Source organism: Ruegeria alba, assembly GCF_022321465.1.
Lineage (GTDB): Bacteria > Pseudomonadota > Alphaproteobacteria > Rhodobacterales > Rhodobacteraceae > Ruegeria_B > Ruegeria_B alba.
Window position 1 is genome coordinate 25,612 of the sequence record NZ_JAKOEM010000027.1, and the last position, 21,876, is coordinate 47,487.

Annotated in this window: 20 protein-coding genes and 2 pseudogenes; 3 read left to right on the top strand and 19 right to left on the bottom strand. The window is 62.5% G+C overall.

The window, feature by feature from the left end:
• Positions 1 to 3: 3 nt before the first annotated feature.
• The 5 genes and pseudogenes from MB818_RS19800 to MB818_RS19820 form a co-directional block, all read right to left on the bottom strand.
• The gene (locus tag MB818_RS19800; RefSeq protein ID WP_238906151.1) at positions 4 to 1,635 is read right to left on the bottom strand and encodes a nuclease-related domain-containing DEAD/DEAH box helicase; all 1,632 of its coding nucleotides are present in this window, start codon (positions 1,633 to 1,635) and stop codon (positions 4 to 6) included.
• A gap of 300 nt (positions 1,636 to 1,935) precedes the next feature.
• Positions 1,936 to 2,221: pseudogene (locus tag MB818_RS19805) on the bottom strand (transposase); the annotation flags it as partial.
• Positions 2,222 to 2,241: 20 nt separating this feature from the next.
• Positions 2,242 to 3,030 (bottom strand): HhH-GPD family protein, encoded by a 789-nt coding sequence (locus MB818_RS19810; protein ID WP_369426342.1) that lies wholly within the window; start codon positions 3,028 to 3,030, stop codon positions 2,242 to 2,244.
• Positions 2,915 to 4,072 (bottom strand): MvaI/BcnI family restriction endonuclease, encoded by a 1,158-nt coding sequence (locus MB818_RS19815; protein ID WP_238906153.1) that lies wholly within the window; start codon positions 4,070 to 4,072, stop codon positions 2,915 to 2,917. Before MB818_RS19815 ends, MB818_RS19810 begins: the two co-directional genes overlap by 116 nt.
• On the bottom strand, positions 4,014 to 5,471 hold the full coding sequence (locus tag MB818_RS19820) for a DNA cytosine methyltransferase (RefSeq protein ID WP_238906154.1): 1,458 nt from the start codon (positions 5,469 to 5,471) through the stop codon (positions 4,014 to 4,016). The genes MB818_RS19815 and MB818_RS19820 overlap by 59 nt, the downstream gene beginning before the upstream one ends.
• Before the next feature lie 145 nt (positions 5,472 to 5,616).
• Between MB818_RS19820 and MB818_RS19825 the strand changes: the two are divergent.
• Positions 5,617 to 5,859: pseudogene (locus tag MB818_RS19825) on the top strand (IS3 family transposase); the annotation flags it as partial.
• Positions 5,860 to 5,981: 122 nt separating this feature from the next.
• Here the strand turns inward: MB818_RS19825 and MB818_RS19830 are convergent.
• The 8 genes from MB818_RS19830 to MB818_RS19870 form a co-directional block, all read right to left on the bottom strand.
• Positions 5,982 to 6,893, bottom strand: coding sequence for a hypothetical protein (locus tag MB818_RS19830; RefSeq protein WP_238906155.1), 912 nt, complete (start codon positions 6,891 to 6,893; stop codon positions 5,982 to 5,984).
• Between the two features lie 937 nt (positions 6,894 to 7,830).
• On the bottom strand, positions 7,831 to 8,088 hold the full coding sequence (locus MB818_RS19840) for a hypothetical protein (protein ID WP_238906156.1): 258 nt from the start codon (positions 8,086 to 8,088) through the stop codon (positions 7,831 to 7,833).
• Positions 8,085 to 8,759 (bottom strand): YcbK family protein, encoded by a 675-nt coding sequence (locus MB818_RS19845; protein WP_238906158.1) that lies wholly within the window; start codon positions 8,757 to 8,759, stop codon positions 8,085 to 8,087. The genes MB818_RS19840 and MB818_RS19845 overlap by 4 nt, the downstream gene beginning before the upstream one ends.
• A 107-nt stretch (positions 8,760 to 8,866) precedes the next feature.
• On the bottom strand, positions 8,867 to 9,157 hold the full coding sequence (locus MB818_RS19850; protein ID WP_238906159.1) for a DUF6127 family protein: 291 nt from the start codon (positions 9,155 to 9,157) through the stop codon (positions 8,867 to 8,869).
• Between the two features lie 43 nt (positions 9,158 to 9,200).
• Positions 9,201 to 10,193, bottom strand: a complete 993-nt coding sequence (locus MB818_RS19855) for a hypothetical protein (RefSeq protein ID WP_238906160.1) — start codon at positions 10,191 to 10,193, stop codon at positions 9,201 to 9,203.
• 24 nt (positions 10,194 to 10,217) lie between these two features.
• The gene (locus MB818_RS19860; RefSeq protein ID WP_238906161.1) at positions 10,218 to 12,959 is read right to left on the bottom strand and encodes a phage tail protein; all 2,742 of its coding nucleotides are present in this window, start codon (positions 12,957 to 12,959) and stop codon (positions 10,218 to 10,220) included.
• Positions 12,952 to 13,173, bottom strand: a complete 222-nt coding sequence (locus MB818_RS19865; RefSeq protein WP_238906162.1) for a hypothetical protein — start codon at positions 13,171 to 13,173, stop codon at positions 12,952 to 12,954. The genes MB818_RS19860 and MB818_RS19865 overlap by 8 nt, the downstream gene beginning before the upstream one ends.
• Complete coding sequence (locus MB818_RS19870; RefSeq protein WP_224989061.1) at positions 13,170 to 13,418, bottom strand: hypothetical protein; 249 nt, start codon at positions 13,416 to 13,418, stop codon at positions 13,170 to 13,172. The genes MB818_RS19865 and MB818_RS19870 overlap by 4 nt, the downstream gene beginning before the upstream one ends.
• Positions 13,419 to 13,625: 207 nt before the next feature.
• Between MB818_RS19870 and MB818_RS19875 the strand changes: the two genes are divergently transcribed.
• Positions 13,626 to 14,483, top strand: a complete 858-nt coding sequence (locus MB818_RS19875; RefSeq protein WP_238906163.1) for an OST-HTH/LOTUS domain-containing protein — start codon at positions 13,626 to 13,628, stop codon at positions 14,481 to 14,483.
• An 86-nt stretch (positions 14,484 to 14,569) separates the two neighbouring features.
• Complete coding sequence (locus MB818_RS19880) at positions 14,570 to 15,058, top strand: thermonuclease family protein (RefSeq protein ID WP_238906164.1); 489 nt, start codon at positions 14,570 to 14,572, stop codon at positions 15,056 to 15,058.
• Positions 15,059 to 15,089: 31 nt separating this feature from the next.
• Here MB818_RS19880 and MB818_RS19885 read toward each other — a convergent pair whose 3' ends face one another.
• From MB818_RS19885 to MB818_RS19910, 6 genes are read right to left on the bottom strand one after another with little or no spacing between them, the layout of a single operon-like run.
• Positions 15,090 to 15,938 (bottom strand): phage BR0599 family protein, encoded by an 849-nt coding sequence (locus MB818_RS19885; RefSeq protein ID WP_238906165.1) that lies wholly within the window; start codon positions 15,936 to 15,938, stop codon positions 15,090 to 15,092.
• Between the two features lie 4 nt (positions 15,939 to 15,942).
• Positions 15,943 to 17,622 (bottom strand): vWA domain-containing protein, encoded by a 1,680-nt coding sequence (locus tag MB818_RS19890; RefSeq protein ID WP_238906167.1) that lies wholly within the window; start codon positions 17,620 to 17,622, stop codon positions 15,943 to 15,945.
• The gene (locus tag MB818_RS19895; RefSeq protein WP_238906169.1) at positions 17,615 to 20,098 is read right to left on the bottom strand and encodes a phage tail tape measure protein; all 2,484 of its coding nucleotides are present in this window, start codon (positions 20,096 to 20,098) and stop codon (positions 17,615 to 17,617) included. Before MB818_RS19895 ends, MB818_RS19890 begins: the two co-directional genes overlap by 8 nt.
• The gene (locus tag MB818_RS19900; protein WP_439653302.1) at positions 20,091 to 20,249 is read right to left on the bottom strand and encodes a DUF7697 family protein; all 159 of its coding nucleotides are present in this window, start codon (positions 20,247 to 20,249) and stop codon (positions 20,091 to 20,093) included. The genes MB818_RS19895 and MB818_RS19900 overlap by 8 nt, the downstream gene beginning before the upstream one ends.
• A 56-nt stretch (positions 20,250 to 20,305) precedes the next feature.
• Positions 20,306 to 20,755 (bottom strand): hypothetical protein, encoded by a 450-nt coding sequence (locus tag MB818_RS19905; protein WP_238906171.1) that lies wholly within the window; start codon positions 20,753 to 20,755, stop codon positions 20,306 to 20,308.
• A gap of 2 nt (positions 20,756 to 20,757) precedes the next feature.
• Positions 20,758 to 21,696, bottom strand: a complete 939-nt coding sequence (locus tag MB818_RS19910; RefSeq protein ID WP_238906174.1) for a phage tail tube protein — start codon at positions 21,694 to 21,696, stop codon at positions 20,758 to 20,760.
• Positions 21,697 to 21,876 lie beyond the last annotated feature (180 nt).

Consider the following 21,876-nt stretch of genomic DNA (forward strand, 5'->3'; position numbering starts at 1 on the left):
TACTTAACTCGAGCCGTTCGATGCGGGCTTGCCAATCAATTCTGTCACTGAATCGCGCGTGGCAACCAGCGTCAAGGCATGGTTTGCGCGAGAGATTGCCTTGTAGGCACTTGAGGCCAACCCGTGTTCTTGCCCCAGCCCCGCCACGCACACTAGCGGTCGCTCCAATCCCTTGAAGTCCTCGATCGTGGACACGAGGACGCAGTCTCGTGGTTTGCTTCCAAGGGCTCGAGTGCTTATTGCCTCGGAGCGGATGCCCTTGGAACCAAGGAGCTCCAGAGCCTTGTCGATTTCATCACTGCCAGGCACCAACATCGCGATCGAGTTTCGCGGAAGTAGGTCATCGTCGCTCAACCACTTCCGCACCACGGCGGCTGCGCGGGAAAGTATTTCGCTTTTGGCATCTACAAGCTGCAGGTCGACCAGACCGCTATCCGGTTTACTACTTGGCTTGCCGACATCGGCGCCCGCGAAGAGCTTGATAGCCTCGACGATCTTTCCCGCGTTGCGGATGTTATTCTTGAGGATCGTCGCAACGCCATTGGACTTCAAGTATTGAAGGCACTCTTGGTCTACCGCAAAGCTCGGTGACACCTGGTAGTTAGGATCTCCAAACCAGCGCCAGCGCCCGTTCTCCCAGCCTCCGACCAAGACGCGGTCGACCAAGTCAATGCATTCAAGTGAGCAAAGGTCTTGGCCCTCGTCGACGATCAAGACTTCCCAAGTTCTTCCCTCTTCAACGAACTTGGGAACATCATCGATCGTCGCAATGGTGACGCCGTCTGGCAGCCCCTGACTGCCAAGGAAGCCTGCCAGGTAGCTGCTACGCGTCAGGAGAAGGACCGAACGCCCTGTGGCTTCCTCGTAGCGCGCGCAAGCGGCTGCAACGAAAGTCTTTCCGGTTCCTGCTCCACCTGCGACGAGTATCCGTTCGTTTTCGGAGATCGCGTCAAGTTTCTCGTATTGCTCATCCGTGAATTGGTAGAGGCGCTGTTCCAAGTCGCGCAGCTGATTATTGAGAGACGGTACACGCTCGAAACTGGGGCGCAGCGAATCCGAGATCGCCTTGACCAACGCAGGAGAAAGTTCAACCATATTCCGTTGTTTTGAAGCCCAGTGATCGTAAGCTCGGGCCAAGAATTTCTTAAAGGAATTGTGGCCCTTACAATCCTCTTCGTATGCGGTGATCTCGTCGGGATGTTCAGGCAGTAGTGTTGCACCATCGCTCGCAAGCCTAGGTATATCGGTGAACACCACAGCCCAACCACGTGGCACCCCGTTTAGCTCACGGTAGAACTTTGGGTAGAGGTAATTCTTCTCAAGCGAGAAATAAGCCGACTTGGCCTGCTGTGCAGGTCCTTCCTTCTTTCGGTTTGTTTCGTTCCTGCGGTCGGTAAACTCCCAAATGCCGTCTTTACAAGCAACTCGACCACCCTTGACTTCTAGAAGGAGTATCCCTCGCCTCCCGATCAGAAAGAAATCGGCCTCGCCCCATCGCTTGTATTCGTGATGGCCGATGTTTAGGGAATGGAGAGCGACATCGTACGAGCTAAAGCCCACTTCGGCTAAATATCCGAATACCTTCCTCTCAGCAGCGGAATCGCAACCTAAGATTTGCCTAGGAATTAGTTTCATGTCCGTAAGAAATCCTGAGTTCCCTGATCGTCTGTTAGATTGGGCGTGGAATTGCTAGACACTGTGCAAGAGACCAGTAGGCTTCACCTTAACCAGTACTTGGAAAAAAACGCGGTAGCAATGCAACCTTGTGATTGAGCTGCTCCAAGTCTTTTTGACTTTATCTGCAAGGATATAAAGGAATCTCTGATCAAAGAGCTCAGCCGCGCCGAGATGGCGGTCTGATCAACTTTAAGGGCGCGAGACGGGGCTTAGGGAGCCGATTTCGTGGATTTCGGCATGCCGTTTCGGCGTTCGAGCCTATTTCGGACGGACTCGTCCCTCATACCAACAGCCTCCGTCGCACCAGGAACAGGTTGCCGAGGGCGAACAGCGTGAACAGCTGGGCCCGGTTCTTGGCGAGGCCCCGGTAGCGGGTCTTCACGTAACCGAACTGACGCTTGATCACCCGGAGGGGATGTTCGACCTTGGCTCGCACCGCGGAGATGATGCGGTTGATCCGCGCGTCGAGGGGATGCAGCTTGCCCCCCTTCGGCGCCTTGCGCATGACACCCCAGACCTTGCCCGGCCCTTTGAACTCCGCCTCGAGCTCCAGTCCTAGCGATCCTACCGATGCATTCCGGCCCCATTGAAATAACTGCATCGGGTGCTCACTGGGCAAGCAGTGCAGAGCGGATTGCGTGCGCGGCAAATGAGTGCCGCGAAATCCAGTACGGCCCAGTTCACCTCTCGCGGGTCTTGGCGTACGAGCCAATGGGCTGCATCTTGCAGCCATCGGTCATAGCGGATGTCAGCGAGCTTCCGTGGGTGAACGAACCGCTCGATCACACGGGCCATGTTCACATCCAGCAAAGGCGCAGGCTGCCCATGTTGGAATTGTAGGATCGCATTGGATACATATTGTCCGACGGCGGGGATCTGGCGATGTTCCCGAGGATCAGATGGGAACTGTCCTTCGTTCTCGGCAGCATATTTCGCGATACCGAGGAGAGACTGGGCACGACGACGCCACAATCCAAGAGGTCTCAGAAAGCCCTCGAGGTCTTCGACCTTGGCCGAGGCCAGCTGGCTCCAGCTGGGATACTTTGCAACGAAGGCTTCGAAAAACCCTGCCACAGCCGTGGCTGTCGTGCGCTGGAGGAGGACCTCAACGATGACCTGCTGGTATGTGTTGGCCTCGCTCGAGCGCCAAGGGAAGTCCCTGCCATTCACCTTCGCCCAGTGCTTTAGGTCCTTTGCTAGCCTAGTCAGCTTGCGCTTCTCGCCAGGTGTAACATGGTCAGGAGAGGGCATGGACTTCTGGTGGTGGGAAGAGTGCCCCGAGCTTGTCGGGGTGAATTTTGAACAGGTAGCCGTGGTCACGCGCACGCGTCTCGGACTTCTTGTGGAGCGCATAGTCGACCGTGATGACGCCTGCTTCGACGAGCGCGACGAAGTTTGCAGTCATTGGTCGACGCGTATGCTGGACCTCGACGTAGTGGAACTCCTCGTCTTGGCCAGCTCCTCGGCACATCGCCCGAACCCAGAACGTCTGGCGATGCTTCGCTGCCAAGTCACTTTTCAGAACAGGGATTTCCCAGGTCACGTCATGGATCACAGTGCGCGTTGATGGGCTGTGGTAGACCTGGCGAAGCCAATCCTTTTCCGCGTCGAAGTCGAGCGCGAGACCAAGCGAATTTGGCCCAAGCGCAGAAAGCGTGTGATAAAGCGAAAGGCGTCCGTCACTATCGACATAGCCACGGGCCTTGAGAAGGCCGAGTGCATTCCCGACCGGGCTCAACTTCCAGTTCGGAACCTTTGAAAACAACGTCGAGCGACTTTTGTCGGCACCAATCCGGCTGCGTTTGGCCTTGATCTCGATCCCCTTGTAGTCGGGGGCTTGCTTCGAATTGGCGGCGATGCCGAGCAATGTCTCAAGCGTGAAGCCAATCCCGGTGTCTCCGGGGCGGAGCGTTCGCAAGAAACCTTTGGATGATATCTGTCGCAGAAGGCCGAGCAATTCGCTCGCCACGACATCACCATGATCAGCGCGGTCGACCAACTTCCGAAATGGCGATCCAGCATCATCGAGGGACACCTGCACAGAGGGATCACTCATGTTCAGAACGTACAACGCGCCATCGATCACGGCCAGAGCAAGCAAGTTAAACGCACTGGCGTAAGAACGCACAGGATGTCCCAGCCAGATCCTCGGATCGCCATTCTTAGTGGCCGGCCGGTAAAGCGAAACCTGTGTCGGTTCCAGAGAATGAGGCCTCACGAGGTAAGCTTGTTTCAAGACCTTGTGATCTTGCCCCTGAGCTTGGGTCGCGTAATCATGATAGCCACGTTCAGCGAGGTACTCTCTCAGGCCATCCGTCGCATCAAAGATCGATTTCTCAAGACCGGTCGGTGTTGGCACCAACAAGGCCGCCTCGATAGAGTGCCTGGTCAGCATCTCCAGCGCCGTCTCCGCGGGAAAGTCGGCCTTTGCTAGCATCGCCTAGCGCGTCCTCGAGCAAGTGCTTGAAGTGCGCGCCGACCCTCTCGGCCAACCCAACTGGAACGGCATTACCAATTTGCGTGTACTTAGGTACTTCACGGTCAAAGATGCCTTCTCTTGGGTTGCCAGCACGGCGAATACCGCCGGTTGTTCTCTTGCCCATAAATCTGTACCAGTCAGGGAAGAGTTGCAACCTTGCCCACTCGCGAACCGTGAGGATGCGCGGTTGGGAATAATGGACATAGTCGTCAGGCATCGATGTCGCGGTAATCGTCGGGCGTCCGTTCCCCCAGGTCTTGGGAAGAACTTTCTGGGCAAACTTCTTCGTCCGCGCTTCCTCGGGAATCTCCCCGCCATTTTTGATCATGTAAGAAAACTTGTCGACGATCCGCTTCGCGTGTTTCGAGTACTCGTGGTCCGTCAGCTGGCCACTCCGTTCCTCATGTGCAGGCGGCGCGGCCCGCAATTTTTCCTGAATTTGGGAATGCGGCGCGCGCGGATACTTGCGGGTTTCGAACTTTCCCTTCGGGAAATCTTGCTTTGCCAGCGCGAGCTTAATCGCCGGATCGACGAGGTCGCCGAGCAGCTCCTCTATCCCCGGGGCTTCTGAAGGGTCACCTTTTGGCAGGAAGCCACACTTAACTGCATCCTCATCATCGGCAGAAAGGTCAACGACGGAACTGGCCTTGACGATATCTTCCCGAATACCGACCAGCAGGACGCGCGGGCGGTTTTGAGGCACGCCATAGTCCGATGCTTTTACGAGCGTGTAACGCACGTGGTACCCGGGGATCTTGCAAAATTCTCCCCACACATCGGGCCAAATCATATCATTGCCGTCTCGGGTCCATTTCGAAGTCAAAATCCCCCGAACATTCTCAAACAGGAAGACCCGAGGGCGCAACCTGCGGATAATCTTCGTCATCCGCCCAAAAAGTTGGTTCGAGGGGAGGTCCTTCTTATCAACAGCGTAGGATCGGCGATGGCCGATGCCAGAGTAGCCTTGGCACGGGGGGCCACCGGCAAGCAGGTCGAGGTTGCCCTTGTTGCTCGCGCTTTCCGCCTCTGCCAAGTCGGGGAGCGTTAGCCCGAGTGCCGAGAGATCAGCCACCATCTTCTCAAGCCGCGGGCCTTGCAGCTCGTTGGCATCATTGCAGTGCAGGTGGTCCTGATCGGCGAACGGCTTGCCGCCGACTTGGTGGTGTCGATTGGCAAGATAGGTTGCCATCGCATCAGGGTTGAGTTCGTTGACGAAGACCGGCGTAAAGCCGGCGTTCTCCATGCCAAGCGATAATCCGCCACATCCGGCAAATAGGTCCACCATGGCGAATGGGATTTGCGACGTGTTTTTCATGACTCGTTGAATGCTCGATTTGGAGTGGCAGTCAACGCGACCGTGCACGATTCAGGCGGAAAAGTCCAGGGGCAATCAATGTTATTCCAAGACGCTTAGCTATAGCTGCGAGTACGTCGGCTGCTACCTATGCCATCCCCGCGATTTACGAACGGCTGGAAGAGGTCAGTTACTTCTACGCCATCCGGCTGTGAACGGCTGCGGAAAGCCTTATCGGATCTCTGACCGTCGCGCTTGCCGAGTGTTGCGCCAGCATCGTTCGACGCAGCGCAAGCTACCGAGGGGTCGGGCTGATGAAAAGCGCCTGGTCGCCGACGCAATCGAGCTGGCTCGCCAGTTTGGTCGCTACGGCTACCGTCGGATCGCGGCTTTGCTGAGAAATGCGGGTTTAAGGTGCTAAAATGATGATCGAGTGAAAAGCACCGACCTAACACGACCTAAACGGAAACTCTCTGACGTCTTGACTGCAATTAAATAATAATTAGGGCTAAAAAACTGGTTGAGCGAGCTTCATATCGTTGGAAGCTTTCCCTTGACGCAAAACTCACTCATGTCAGATGCAAAGCTCTCGATCGGGCGGTAAAACCTGCTGTTCACGGCAATAGGAACAAAGGCTCTCATGTCGCGTATCTTCTGATCTATTTTTGCCAGGGTTTGTTGCGGAAGATACACAGCAGCCGCATTTGCTTGGATTAGAGCTTGCGTGTGACTTTCGTTGAATTCTTTTTCGTCCACGAAATACCCAGCGCCCACTTTCGGACCTGTCACATCCTTAAGGCCACGCAGCAGTCGCTCTCGCGCATGGTAGCTCTTCACCTCGACTCCTAGGCGAGGCTTTGCACCAGCCGACGAATGAATGATTATATCTGCATCTGACTTAGTGCCTGTTCTCGTAAAATCCCGATTTTCAATAAGGCCTTTGCCTTTAAGGCACTCCATCAAAAGTTTCTCATTCATTCGCCCCGCAGTGGATACAAGGCTATTTCCCGCCCCTCGCGAAAATATCTCGTATTCATCCAACAAAAAATCTATCAGATCAGCAACCGATATCCTTAGCTGGTTTCCATTTAGATTTCCCGACAGTGTCTCCTGAACATATGTTTTGAGAACTGGCTTTGCTGCAGACTTTACAATTTCGGCACATTCTCGATTGGCACTCACGACATTGGCTTCATTTATTTTTCCGCCAATTCTCGCTTCAATAATATGGATCAGAACCCTGTCGTCTGGAAGTAGGCCTTCTACGACACCGATATACTGAGTATTCTGGCTTATGAAGGACTTAAGATGCTTCTTCGAGGTTTCCGTCCGTACTGAACTAAGCCTTGGGTCTGACAACACTACTTGAAGCGAAATGGATTTGCCTGCAGCCTGCGAATTTCCCAAAATATTCTTGAAAACATTTGGATAGTCTATAGCCAAAGTGCGCTCCAAACCTTGATTAGCCGCGTTCTAGAATCTCGAGGATACCATCGCTGCTTTTATCACGATCTTCAGGCTTGCACAGCTGTTTCCGCCTTCAAGCTATCCGATCTTCATGCCCTAGATGGACGTGTGGCCAGCGGCGAAATAGCCATCCGCAACGCGAAAGCTGCCCTGCAGCTCGACGTTATAGCCGACAGTGAGCGCGACCATTGCCTGCAGCCAGAAGGCCGTCGCCTCCGATACGTGCGCGCCGCTGTTCTCGTCTCTCGACACGCCGATCGCGGTCGTGCCATTGAGGGCGAGCTGTCCACTGATGCGCGTCGAAGAAGTATGTACCGTCCGCAGACGCCACGAAGTGGTTTTTTGTAGTGGCTTTGAACGCCCCTAGATTGTTGAAGTCAGTGCTGTTGATGCCAATCTTTGTCCAGGTTCTCACACCGACTTATTCGTCGTAATTTCTATTGGCCTTGAACCGGGGCGGCTACGGCTGGTCGATGATACAGGTGGCGTTGTCGAAGATGCGCCCGTCAAAGAAGAGGGCTGCCATCAGCCAAGACCGAAAAGTGCAAAATTGTGCTCACTTATGGAGAGTCTTTTCTACCGAACCCGGCCTACGCTGCTATCAGGGTATCTCCCTCCAACTCTGTGGAATTGTCGATTTCGAACCATAGGCCGAGCGTGGTGCGCCTTCGAAACATACGGTGCTTTCGGCTGCGCTCCCGGCATGGGAATCAAACTTTTTGTTGCGTGATGTGGCCGCCGATCGCCTGCAGGGTCACCGGCACCCCGTGCCTGCGACCGCATCACGGCATAGTCGGCCATCATCTCCACGATCACCGCCCCCTCCGGCAACACTGCCAGTTCCTCAACCGCCCGCGCCTGTTCTTCCCGACTGTACTCGACAACCGGTGGACACACCCCGCCCCCACCCCCATCAAAACCGCCCACCGCGCATCCGCTGAGCAAGCTCACCACGAGAACGAGGCCGACGCGCCGCCGCCTCGAGCATTCGTCGTTGGATGTCATTTGCCTTCTCCATCGTCTCAAGCTTTTCCGCCATCCGCCCGACCCGCTCGCCCGAGCGGCGCAGTGCCAGCAGGAACAGAAGGATCGCCAGCGTGGTGACGCCATAGCATAGTGCCGCACGCCCCGCCGCACTGGTCGCAATCCACGCAACAACCCGTCCAATCACCGCCGCCCCCGTCGCCAGTCATCCAGCCGCGCATAGATGGTTACAGCAATCCCGCCGAGCGCCACGGCGATGAACACCCAGCGCAGCGCGTCGAGATACGGCACAAGCGGCAGGATTGCCTCCTGCGTCTCGGCCAGCACCTCCTGCGCCACCTCGACGCCCGCCGCGCCCAGAGTCGCCACACCGGCCGCACCACCCCCCTTCATCGTCCGGCTCTCTGCCAGGCTCTCCCGCGCGGGCGGCGCCTCGACAGCAAACGCCGTCTCTCGAACCGGAAACCGCTCCCCCCACTGCCGCGCCGCCCCAAGGTCGACATGGATGAACCCCGAACGTGGATAGAAGCCGAAGCCAAGGAACCCGACCGCCCGCGCCGCAGCCTCGAAGGCCACCGGGTCATGGTTCGCCATATCGATGTCAAACGCCGCGCCCTCCATGTGCTTCGACCGGGTCGCCCCACCGACCGCCTTGTTATGCTCCGGGCTGCGATAGGCGGAACGCACGATCAGCGGCTTGCCCAGCCGGTCGCGCAGCGCTTGCAACTTGTCGAGCGCACCTTCGTTGATCAGCAGCTTGCCGGTGCCGCGGCAGGCGATTTCCGCCGACGAGAAGTTGGGCCAGCGCCAGGCACTTTCGGGCACATCGCGCCAGTGGGCATAAAAGGTTTTGGTCATGGGGTGTCTCCAGAAACAGGACCGCCGCCTCGGTGGGCGGCGGATGCATGGGTGATGGTTCGGAATGTCAGGGGGCCGGCAGCGCAACCGGTGGACCGCGGCCGTTCCTACGGCCCACCGCCAAAGAGCCGGAGCTTGATCACGGTGCCGGCCAACAGGGCGAGGATGAGACCGGTGGTGATGAGATGCACGGTGGTCTGCACGGCGGTGCGGCGCACGAAGCGGATGCAGTCGAGCAAAGAGCGCAGGTCGCGAATGTCGAGCGCGGCGGTCTCGCCCTCGAGCCCGACATCGGCCAGGGCGCGCCTGGCGCCTTCTTCCGCGGCCCGCGCCAGCATGGCCTGGAACTCGGCCTCGGGAATGCGCAGGGTGCCGGTCTCACGCAGGGGCGGCGACATGGGCAGTGTCCTTCTTGTCAGATGTTCGTTCTCTTGGCCCGGCTCAACTGCCACCGGCAAAGCCGATCTCGAGCCCCGCGAGATCGGCCCAGGTCCAGGGCAGACCGGTGTCGGGATTGACCGCCCATTCGGAGGTGAGCGCCTCGAGCGACGCCCCGGTCGGGGCCTGCCCGGCGGCGTCGTGGTTGGTGCCGGCGATCCGCAGGCGGTTGATGACCTGGCCCGGATTGGGGTTGGCCGAGGCATTGCGGGCGTGGCTTGCCAGGATCACCCGGCCGATGGTGCCGGGCGGCGTGGCCCCGGGCGTGAGGGTGGAGGTGACCGCATCCCCAACCGTGCGTGCATAGGCAAAGGTGGCGGGATCTCCATCGCCCAGTTCGGCATGTCCGCCCACGGCAGTGGCGAGCGCGCCCGGCCCGGTGGGCCGCAGGATACGGAAGCGCCGGCCGCGGGTGTCCTGATCGGAGACGAGCACATTGGAGAGAAAGAACCGGCCAGTGCCATCGAGGAAATTGGTGCCGCCGAAGTCGAACCGTACCGCGCCTTCGCCATTGACCTTGTCCGCCTTGCCCAGGACCTGCCCGACCTGGCTCAGGTCGACATAAGCCGTGACCCTGTAGTCATCGACATTGCCCGCCACGGCAGCGCCGGTCTCGATATGGATGTCGAAGGTGAAGAGCGTGGCATCGGGGAATCCTGTGACCGGCGCACCGGTCAGGCTGGGTGCAGAGTTGCTGAGCGTGGCATAGTCGAAGGTCATCGCCCCGTTGTTGAGATCGATCCGGGCGATATCGACCGTGGGCAGACCTACGGAGGCAAAGAACCCGTCTCCGGAGGTGGTGCGGTTGAAGTCATCGTAATAGCAATCGGCCCGGATCCAGATGTCGGTCACACCCGGCAGGGAGAGGCTGGCCGCCTGTTCGGCCTCGAAGCGCAGCGCATGGGAGGCAAACAAAGGGTTGTAACTCCCCGGCACGGAGGCGTCCTCGACGCCGCCCAGCAGGGCTGCGCTGTTGGTGATCAGGTAATCGGTCATGATGAGAAGTCCCGTGGTTGGAGATCAGGGGGTGAGCGCGACGATCAGCTCCTGCTGGATCACGCCCAGACCGGGCGGTGTGAGATCGAGCACCAGCTGCTGCTCGACGATGTCGAGGCCCGGGCCGTTGCAGGTGAGGATCAGGTCTTGTCCGACAAGGTCGATACCGGTGCCGAAACAGAGCAGCACCAAATCCTGCGCCGAGACCTGCACCTTGCCGCCGAGGGTCACGCGATAGGCGCGGAAGGCCCGGTCCTCGTACGCGCCCCGCACGGCGCGCACCCGCAGGTCGGCCTGTTCGACACCGGGCGGCGGTTCGGGATAATCCGCCTCGGCCAGCGTCCAGCTGGTGGCGGTACCGGCCTCGATCACCGCGGCGGCGGGTTCCAGGGTCTCGCCGGTGTCGGGATCGACCCAGTGAATGCGGACCTGGTAGGTGACCCCGGGTTCCGGACCGATGTCACCGGCAAGGTAACTGTCGAAGACAGAACTGGTCTGGGAGAGCCGGTCCCGGTGCGCCCAGGTCAGCGTGGCCTCGGGACTGGCCAGAGGGGACACGAAGCCTCCGTCGCCCCGGAGATTGCCCGGTGGCAGGGGGCGGATCGCGCGGGCGGAAAACGTGACGATATCGGTGGGCGCCTGTGCCAGCGGCAGGGTGCCAAGCCCGGTGCGCGGCAGGATCCGGACCGGAAAGCTCTCACCGGCGACAAAGCGCCCGGACGTCGTCTCTGCATGGCCCTGCCAGAAGATCACCGGGGTGCCGGCCGGATGGGTCCGTGGCACGGTGTCGAGACAGCCCCGCCCGACGGTGATCGAATTGGCCGAGAGGCCATCGACCCGGACGAACTCGTCGCCGATGGCGGCCAGCGTGCCGGTGGCGAGACCCAAGAGACCGGTCCAGTCCCGCAGGGGCAGCAGAACCTCCTCGGGGTCATCGGTGATATCGGCATCGAGGATCGCGGTTGGCGCGAAGCTGGTGGTGCCGTCACTGGCATAGCCGGGTCCGGTATCGACCCAGACCAGCGCGTCGAGCGCATCGGCAGAGGGGCGCTCGCCCACGGCCATCAGGAGGCCCGCATCCGGATCGGCAGCAAGCTCCGCATCGGTCTGCGCATGTCCCAGCTCCTGCACCAGCAGCCAATACGGGGATTCCCTTACCAGCCGGCGCGACAGCGGGTGTGGGACGGACAGGAAGGATGTGGGCGGGGATGCAACCTCGCCACCAACAAGGGCGGTCGAGCCCAGGGCGAAGGCATCTTCCACGAGCCGGAGCCGGACCCGGTTGTCGCGCCCGTCCCCGTGATCGATCTCGATCACGCGCAGCAGCGCCCCCTCGAGACCCCTCCGGGGATTGACGAGCCGGATGACATCACCGGGATCGAGATCGGCGCCCTGCCGGTTCACGGTGATCTCGCCGGAGAGAAGCGGTGCAGAAAGGGCCCGCAGGTCGCGTTCGGCGAGGCGCACGGCGAGATCCTCGCGCCGGACACCGGGATAGTCGACCGTGGTGGAGATCACCTGTCCCATCAGCTGCACCCGGGCGGTATCGGTGACACTGACCGAGCCGGGCTGGTCTGTGCGCAGGTCGGAGAAGGTGACGGTGAGACCTTTGACGAGGTCCACTGCTTCGCGCCGGCCCAGCTCGCCCCAGTCCACCACGTTGGTGGCATCGAAGACCGGCACGGCCTCGGGGTCGTAATCGTCACGGATGAGCTTCAACTCCCAGCGGCCGGTGCGGCGGTCGACGTAAAGCTGGGCATCGATGTGATGCAGGATGTCTCCGAGGAACTCTTCGAGGCTGGCATCGCTCTGCCAGAGGAGCGACAGGCCAAAGCCCTCGGCAAGGAGCTGGTCCGCCGCAGTCGTAAAACTGGGACCGATATCCGCCACCCCGTAGCCAAGACCCCAGGTCCGGTTGGTGAGGCATTCGCGGATGATATGGGCCGGGTTCATGTCCGGGCCCGGGTCGGACGTCGGATCGCTCTCCGGATCCATAGCCGCGATCTCGGCCGTCTCCGGATACCATTGCGCCGCGCCATCCTCGGCGGTGAGGATCCGGGTGACCCGGACGGCCCAGGGCTTCAGATAGGGGTTGAGCCCCATGTAGACCTGGCGCAGCACGAGGCTGCAGAGTCCACGGAACCCGGGCACGTCTGTTCCGGCCCGGGCGGCGAGGTAGCTGTTTGACCCTTGGTCAGGTGCCCCCATCAGGATGTCGATATCGCCGACGATGCCACCCTCGCGGCTCTCGCCCCCGAAGAGCTCGGGCTTGTCGATGCGGATGCGGGTCCCCGGCGCGGGGATGTCTCCCTCGTCCCCGGACGATCCGCTGCCGGGCACGGTGCTGAGGCTCACGGGTTGGAAGGCAAAGGAGAGCGTCTTTGGTTCGACCTGCATCCAGGTCAGGTGTTCGCGCTCGTCAAAGGCGATGCCGCGCAGGATGATCCGCTGCGTGATACCACTGCCCGGCAGGGTCAGGTCGAGCGCCTGTCCGAGGGAGAGTCCGAGAATACCATTCGAGCCGTAGATGTTGAGGGCGGCGGTACTGCCTTGCTCGCCCGCCGGAAAGGCCGCGGCATTGCCATTGGCCAGCAGCGTGGTCACCGCGCCAACGCCTTCTCCGCCGCCCGAGACAGTGCCATCGGCCAGCGACCAGGCGGTGCGGTCATCGACGCGGATCTCGCGGATCACATCCACCGGCCCATGGCAGAGCGCCAGGTGCGCCCCCAGCGCATAGCGATAGCCGACGATGACCGAACTACCCATGGCTTTGCTCCTGCTCCTGCTCCGAACTGAGGCGCCGTTCGGCCTCGGCAATCGCCCGCATCGCCAGCGCATCGCCGGTGGCGGCCAGCACCTCCGCGTCCACGCCCTCGCGCAGGAAGGCCTGCCAGTCGAGCCCGTGGCGGGCAAACCAGTCCCGCGCGCCCTGCAGACAGAGCCGGGCGGCGCGCAGGTCCCGGACAATCACTTGCGTCACTTCTTGCCTCCGGACTTGCGGATCGGGTCCACCTTCAGATCCCCCGCCCAGACCACATTGGGCCCCCTGAGCAGCACCGTGCCGAAGACCACCGGGATCGGCCGGCCTTCCTCCGCCGTCGGCAGGTCGAACTCATCGAGACCCGCGGCCTTCGGCGGCGCCGTCTTCGGCCGCGGCGCCAGCACATAAGAGATCGCCGTCAGCACAAGGCTGGCGACAATCTGGACGACAAAGTTCCAGACCATGGGGGGGAGGCTTTCGGGGGTTGGGAGGGGTTGACGGGTCAGGCCGATCCGTTGGACGACCGAACCTCAGTGGTGTTGTGCATGTTTAAGGCCCAGCGCAGCTGCGCTCGCCCCATTCTTGCCATTTGGGCGGGCTAGGTCTCAGGTCGGGCGGCGCCTTGGACCATTGCAGGGCTGGCGCGAGGGAATTGGATACCGAGTTCCATCATGACGGCAATGTCTGACACGCCACTTCAAAGTCTTCAGGACGACGTTCAGCGCTTGCTGGGGCGCTGTCTGCTGCGGCTTCAGCACTATGAACGAGCGATCAAGGCGATCGTGGCGCATCACGCAGTTTCGGGGTCAGCCGAGACTCTGGTGGCGGACCGGGACGCCCGGATAGCCGACACTGCCCGCAAGACACTGGGTCTTCTCGTCGGAGAACTGCTTGGCTCAGGGATCGTGACCAACGGGACAGAGAGTCCAGCTGAACCTATCCCCGCTTCAACCGGGACCACATTCTCATTCCGTATGGGCATCGCGTTGAATCTGACGGATACCGAGTTCGCGCAATTGACCAGCGATCTGAAAGATCTGGTGGTTCTCCGCAACACCCTGGTTCACCATTTCATCGAGCAGCATGACCTTGGAACGCTGGACGGTTGTCATGACGCGCGCAATGCCCTGGTCGATGCCCAGACCCGGATCGATCATCACCTGAGACAGCTGAATGAATGGGGCAATGATCTGGGTCGACTTCAACAGCAGGCAGCAGAGTACTTCCGGTCCGACGAATTCAGGAACTTCATCGTCAACGGCATCTACCCAGATGGCACGGTGTACTGGCCTGATGCAGGCATTGTGCGTGCGCTGAAGCAAGCTGCCGGTGGACTTGCCGTCGAGGGTTGGGTTCCTGTGAAGGAAGCCGATAAGTGGGTCACCGAACACTATCCCGACCAGCTGCCCGGGGCATATGGCTGCCGCAGTTGGAGACAAGTCCTGCACGAGTCGCGAATTTTCGAGCTTCGATACTTCGAAACAGATGGGCTGCGCTCTGCCTGGTATCGAGAGAGGCAAGGCCACTGAAGCGCGTTCCGTAATCTCGAACCAAAACCACCACCTCTTCGGGCGCCCGCCAAAATTTTGCCACGCGCAGGGGCTAGCCATCGGTCATGGGCCGAAGCATCCGATACAATCGCTACTACCGCCGAAACGCCATGGTGTTTGCGATGTTCGTGTCCTTGGGTGCCCTGGTCCTTTTCGATGTCGATATCGATGACCCGTTCACCAGCTTCAAATCTGCGGATCGCAACACTGTCCGGATCCTGAACGGTGGAGACGCCAGGACCGGCATCCGGCCGCAGTCCGGCTCTGGCGCCCGCAGCCTGACGGGGCCCGTCACTCATGTTCGGGATGGTGACACGATCGAAGTCTCCGGCACCCCGATCCGCATCGCCAATCTCGACTGCGCCGAAAAGGGTTCTCTGGCCGGAAACAGGGCCACCGAACGGATGAAAGAGCTCGCCCGTTCAGAAACCCTGACCTGTTCCTTGTCCGGGAAACGGTCCTATGATCGTGTCGTCGGAACCTGTGCCTTGCAGGATGGACGCGACATCGGCACGGTGTTGATCGCGGAAGGGGTTTGTGGCCGCTGGCGGTGAGCCGACAAGCGGTTCAGGTCCCAATGTGCCCTCAAATAATACTCGTCCCCCCGAAAGGGTTCCTGCCCGGAATATCCGGGAACCCGCCGAAGTTCAGCAGGTTGCCGAAGCGGTTCGTACAGGTGTCGCGGCGCAGATCGCAGCCGGGTGCGATCTGAACGCTGGCGGTGAGACCGGGATCGTCGATCTCCGCCTCGAGCGCGGGCATGCGGCCTGAGAGCGTCAGGATGGCACCGGCATGTCCGGTGATAAAACCCGGAATGCCCGCGTGGCGCAACACGCCGCCGCGATACCAGCCATCGGGCTGCGCGGCCGCCTCGGGTACGGTGATCTGTTGGCCGGATCGGGTGGTCGCTGTCGCGGGCACCAGGAAGCTCTCGATATCGAGCCGGCAGCCACCAGCATAGAGCACATGGCGGCAGAGCCGCTGGTAACGGGCGCGCACGCCCTGGCGGCGCATGGCGGTAAAGAGCGACTCGGCCCGCAGAACGATCCGCACCCCTTCCACCCGGGCCGAGACGATGCGGCCCTTCCAGTGGGCCACCAACTCGCCCGGCACCTGCTCATGGCCGCGGAAGATGGTGAGCGTGGTGACCGACGATCCCCGCGGCCCGAGCCAGCGGCGGGCGAAGGGATCGGAGAGCGGAAAGGTCAGGCTCAGATCGACCCGGCGCGGATCGCCGCTCTGGACCACGTTGCCATGGGCGAGCGCGGAGGCAGACCATGCGGTGTCGCCCGGCTCATCGGCAAGCGTGCCGCCAGGCACCACCCAATCCGAGGACCGGCTGACAAAGCGCCAGGTCTCCGGGCCTTCGGCAAAGCGATAGAGAAAGAGCGGCCGCCCTTCCGCGGTCGAGATCTCGAGATCGTCATAGGTCATGGGGTCAGACCGGATCGGGGGTTTCCAGGACGGGGACGCTGAGCTCGGTGCCCGCAGGCCGATGCTCCATCTCGATCCGGTCGGTATCGAGTCGCACCAGGGTCATGAGATGCCCCGGCGTGGTGATCGGCACATCCCGGTCGAGCGGATCGATCCCGAGACGCAGGCCGAGGGGGTCGAGGCTGGCACTGGTGATAACGCGGAAGACCGGCTGTCCCGGCAGGTCCAGCAGCACATGCCGGCCGATCCAGTCGGATGGCTCAAGGCGCGGCGCTACGATCAGGAGATCGTCGCCGGCAAGTGCCTCCTGCTGCAGAACAAGCTCCCGCCCCCAGGTGGGAAGCCAGAAGGCTCGGGCCCGCCCGCGCAGGTGATGCAGCCAGCGCCGCCGCGACCATGTGTTTGCGGGGCCGATGTCCTTCAGCATCAGGACAGAGCCATGTTCCACCAGATCGCGCAGGGGTTCGAACACGACCGGGCCCAGCCCGCTGTCCACGCCCTCGAAGCTCTGCAACAGGGTCTCGGCCAAGGGCTGGCGCAGGACACTCGGGTCCATCAGCACATCCCGGCCGCGGTAACGTGGAATGCCGAAGAGCGTCCCAAGCAGCGTATCGCGCAGGCTGTCGGTATCGCCCGGCGCAATCACCGGCACGCCATCGGCCGGGGTATTGTCCAGCATCGCGGTCCAGCTGGTATTGGTGAGCCCGATATTGAACCCGTAGACTTCGACATCGGCGATCGTCTCCAGCAGCGCCACGGCCGCGGTGGCCGAGCCCAACGGATAGGGCGCCCCGTCGGTCAGGAACAGGATGATCCGTCGCTTGGCTCCAGCGCCGGCAAAGAAGCCCTGGGCTTCGCTGAGCGCCATGGCAAAATCCGTCCCGCCCCGCAGCACCGGCGGCTGGGCCAGCCAGTCCGACAGCTGCGTGAGGTCCTGGCGATCGGCGTCGCGGCGCACCTGCATGTCGGCAACCGTTTCGTGCCAGAGCAGGATGCAGATGTCGTTGCGCAAGGCGGGGGGCACAGTGTCGGCCAGTTCATCGACCAGGGCCCGCACCGCTGCCATGGCCGCGGTGATCTTGGTGCCCGACATCGACGTGCTGGTATCGACGGCAATGTAGAGCGCGGTGCCCCGAAGCCCGGAGAGATCGGCACTTTCTTGCAGCAGGAACCGTGCGGTGACAAAGCCGAGATCCGCGTGACGGCGCTCGATCTCCAGTGGCGCCAGCAAGCGGGCCCGCCGCGCCGGTGCGATCACCGGGTGGGTGAGATCGACCCCGCCTGCAGATGTCAGGTCAATCCCATCCGGATGTACCGCGACCACGGAAAGCAGATGCGCCTCCCCACCATCGCTGGCGGCAACGGCAAAGCCCGGCGCGCGGTAATCGGTGTAGCGCGCCGCGATGCTCAGGCTGGTATCTCCCAGTGTGATATCTCCACCGCCACGGCCCGCCATGTGCCAGAGCGGAACGATCCAGTCGCCCGCCAGACCCCGGCGGGCCAGCGCGAGGGCCTCGGCGAGTTTGGGCCCGTCGAGCCGATGGCGAAGGGTCAGCACCTCGCGCGGAGTATCTCTGAGAGACAGGCGCTGTTCGCCGGCTTCGCTTTGCAAAACATCCGTGCGCCAGTCCAGGACTTCGGTCGCCGGGCCATGCGCGGCAAAGGGCCAGGAGAGATCAGCCATCGAAAGCGCCCCGGTTGCGGCGGATCACGTTGAGGATGGCTCGTTCGCCGGCCGGCGTGGCGAGATAGTCTCCCACCAGCCCGGGATCGAGCACGTTGATGATCCGTGGCGTGATCTGCGGCGCAGGTTCCGCCGTTCCGGCTTCCACCCCCAGCCGACCACCGGGGCCGCGGCGCAGGGGCAGGATTGCCTCCGGCCCGGCCTCGCCCATGAGGCCAATGCCCCGGGCAAAAGGAAACACGGTCGGGCGATCCACAATGCCGCTCCCCAGAACCCCACCGCGAGCAAAGGCCGTGATCTCGCCCGAGTGCGCAAAGACACCGCCCTTGGCAAAGCCGCCGCCGAAGAGGCCGCCGATGGCCTTGGTTATCCAGCCAAAGAGACCGCCGCCGCCGCCACCGGTTGCCCCACCACCGGAGAAGGCGCGGAAGAGTGCATCCTCGATTGGCTTGAAGGCGGAGTCGATCAGGCGGTTTGTGAGGTTTTGCGCAATGCCGGATACCGCCTGCGCGAAACTGCGCCAGCTGAGCTCGCCGGACTTGAGGGCCTCTTTCAGCGGACCGGTGATATCCTCGGCCAGACCCTTGGCCAGCTCCTTCGTGCGTTCGATGGCGGTCTTTGCCCCGTCCCAGGCTTTGCTCCCGGCCTCGGCCGCCTGCTTCAGCGCAGCGCCCGCCCCACCGGCGGCAGATCCGGCCCGCCCCAGTGTGGCTTCGGTCTCGCCGAGGGTAGCATTCAGCTGTTCCGTTGCTGCGGCAGCGACGGCGGTTGCATCGCCGCTTTCGCCCGACCCAGAGACTGCGGCCCGAAGGGCATCGAGAGAACCCAGCGGAGCCATGGCCTGCCCTGCAAGATCGAGGGATCTGGCCCGCGCGGCATCCGCACGTCCGCGCGCGGCATCCGCAGCAGCTGCCAGCCCAAGATCGGGCACGGTGAGCGGATTGTCGGCAAAGGCACGGTCGAAGGCGGCTTGGGCAACGCATGTCGCATTGGACGCGGCGCCCTCGAAGCGGTTCTCGATCTGGCCAAGGTCGAGATCGGGCACGACCGGGATGCGCCGTTCGACCCCGAGGGCCTGAAGCCCGGCATTCACACCGGAGATGAACCCGTTGATGCGGGCAACAACACCGTTCAGCATTGCCTCAACGCCAGTGATCAGGCTGTTGGCTGCCTGGAAGGCGATATCGCCGATCGCGGCGGGCAGCAGGCCCCAGATCGCCTTGATTGCTTCGAATGCGCCTTCGAAGCTGTTCGCGGCGGCATTGGTAAAGCCGACGATCGCTTCAAGGGCGCCCTGCAATGCGGACGCGGCGTCGGCCTCAAACCCCGCAAACCCGGCCTCGAAGGCGGCGCCGGCGCTGGCCACGCCCAGCCCAATCCGGCCCCAGACTTCGGAGGCGAGATCGCCGAGCAAGGCCATCGCGTTGCCGAGCCCGCCCGCACCCGAGACGAGGCGCGTGAACTGGTGTACGAGTTCCCCGGCACCGACGATCAGCGCGCCGATGCCGGTGCGGATGAGGGCGCCGCGCAGGACGACCAGCGCCGTGGCCAAGCCACGCACGGAGAGGGCTGCCGTCGTCAGACCAACGACCCAACGGCCTGCAAGGAAGGCGGCAAAGGTCGAGGCATAGGTGGCCAGGCGGCCAATGTTGTCAAAGAGCCCGGTGAGGACTTGTCCCAATGGCCCGGTGCGGTTGGCGATTGTCGCCATGGCGTTGGCCACAGCTTCCAGCGCGGGTGCCGCGGCGACGGCCAGCTGGTTCGACAGCCCGCGCCAGATGAGGCCCAGCCGCGAGATCGCATCGTTCGTGCGCTCGATCTGGTCGGCGTCGGCTTCCGAGATCACCACCCCAAAGGCGCGCACGTCCTCCGTCGCCTGGCGCAGCGTTGCAGTGTCGATCCGGCTCATGGCGATCGAGCCTTCCTCGCCGAAGAGCTGGCCCGCAACGGCGGCTCGCTCGGCCGCCGGAACGAAACCCTCGATGGCGGCGTTGATCGCGCCTACGCGCGCGTCGAGAGGCAAGTTCATCAGGTCGTTGGCCGAAAGGCCCAGCCGCTCCAGCGCGTCAGCGGCCGGACCACCGCCGGCCGCGGCCTGGCTCAGCCGCCGCGTCAGGTCTTTCGTCGCCTGTTCGATGCCGGACATCGACACGCCCGCCAACTCGCCGGCACGCTCCAGCGTCTGGATCGAGGCGACGGTGGTCCCGAGGGACTGCGCGAGCTTGGCTTGCGCGTCGACGGTTTCCAATCCGGAGCGGACCATGGCCACGCCAGCCGCCATGGCAGCAGCGACGCCGGCAGCGGCGGCCACCTTAACACGCCGGGCAAAGCCCGCGAGCCGAGCGTTCGCCGCTTCCATCTCGCGGCTGAGACGGCCGAAACCGCGGGCGCCAGCCTCGCCGACACCTTCCAGTTCGGCACGGACCTGTCGCCCGCCAACCGCGGCGAGGCGAACTGACACACGCTTTTCAGCCATCGGCAGGTTCCATCTGTTCGTTGTACTTGGCGACCATCACCGCTTCGATGACGGGCAGCAGTTCGGCAGTGGCGAGCGGTGGCACGCCAAGAGCATCACCAAGTGCAAGCGCTGCACTCAGATCCCAGCCGACAACGGCGCCGGGCAGCACGCGCAACTGACCGCCGAGGCGGCCGACCAGGTCCCAGACCTGCCAGCCTTCATGCGTCAGCGGCCGGTTTGCGCGGCCTGGGCAGTCTTCGCACGCTTGCGCGCAGGCTTGGCAATATCGGTCGCCCCCGCCGAAGGACCATTCGGCGAGAGCGCGGAGGCGTTTTTTTCCTGTTCCAGCAGCAGGCCCTTCGAGACATAGGTCAGCTGGAAAGCCTCGAAGATCGGCCAGATGTCGAGCAACGCGTCGATGGCCGCCGGGCTCGGATCGATCGGGGTGCCGTTCGCATCGCCGATGCCCTCCCAGGCGAGCAGCGCCCGGCGGGCCAGCGCCTTGGCAAAGGCAACCGCGCGCTCCTCGTCGGATGCGGCCTCGGGCACCGCCTCGACGGCCGGGTCGCTGCGAGTCGCCACCATCAGCGCGGTGGTTAGCGGGCGGAGCTGCACCCGCACACTGGGCGCGAGATCATGCCAGCGGGGCGCGTTGGAAAGATCGAGCGTCAGCATTCTCAATATACCTCGATGTCGTTGATCAGGGTTGCGGTGCACATCCGTCCGACCACGCTGTCGCGGGCGGCCTGCCAGTCGAATGTGGCCTGCACGCCCTGCGGCCCGGAAATCTCGATGCGCGGGCGCGGCAGGTAGACGGCGTGAACTGTGAAGGTGAAACTCTCGCCCGAGGGCAGGTTGTAGCCGAACTCGAGCTCGCAGGGATCCCCATTGATCGCCTGCGTCACCAGCGTGCTGTCGGCAAAACGCACCTCGATCGAGCCGGTCAGCGCCGCGATGGACGGGTCTGCGCCATCGATGCGGCCGTCCGAGCGGATGGTCTCTATCCGGTCGAGATTGTTGGCATAGGTAATGTCGGCCGAGACCACGTTGCCGAGAGCGCTGCCGTTGCGGGTGACCTGTCCGTTGAAATGGCCGAAGCGCTTCAGCTCCAGCGCAGCTGGCGTCCCGGCGCTGGTTGCGGTGCCCGCCGTTTCGCCCTGTGCCACCAGCCGCGCGGTCGCGGTCAACAGCCCGGACCGCTGCATCTGCCAGGTGATCTGGTCGAGCACGCATCCGGAATACATCGCAAAGCGCGGCACCTCGGGCATGCCGGTCTCGATGGAGAGGCTCGGCAGCGTCCATGCACCCGACTGGAACTCGTGCGTCCATGGGCCGGTGCCGGTGGTGAGAGGCTGGCCGAAGGCGGCCTTCAGCCAGAAGCCGAAGGCCTCGGCGTCGAGCGGCACGACGACATCGCCATCGGCCGTCACCGCGTCCTTGATCGGCGCCAGCGGGTCGCGGCCGTAGCCCAGCAGCTCCGAGTTCAGGAGCGGCTGCTCGGCACCGAGCGTGGTGCTTGCGAAGGGCATCTTCGTGAAGCCGCCTACTGGCGGCGTGCCATAGACGGTCTCGAACGCAAGCGCCATCTGCGCCCGCGCCCCTTGGGCTCGTGCCATAGTGTTCTCCTTATTCAGGAATGTTTTCGTCTATCTTTCGGGGGACTGAGGCCGCTAAGGTCTCCGAATGCCGTTACTTCGGCGATGCTGGCCATGCCAGCAAGCCGTTCGAGGATTACAGACCATGTCGCAAACCGACCCATCATCGCATTCTCAAACACCGACCGGCCAACGCGGTGG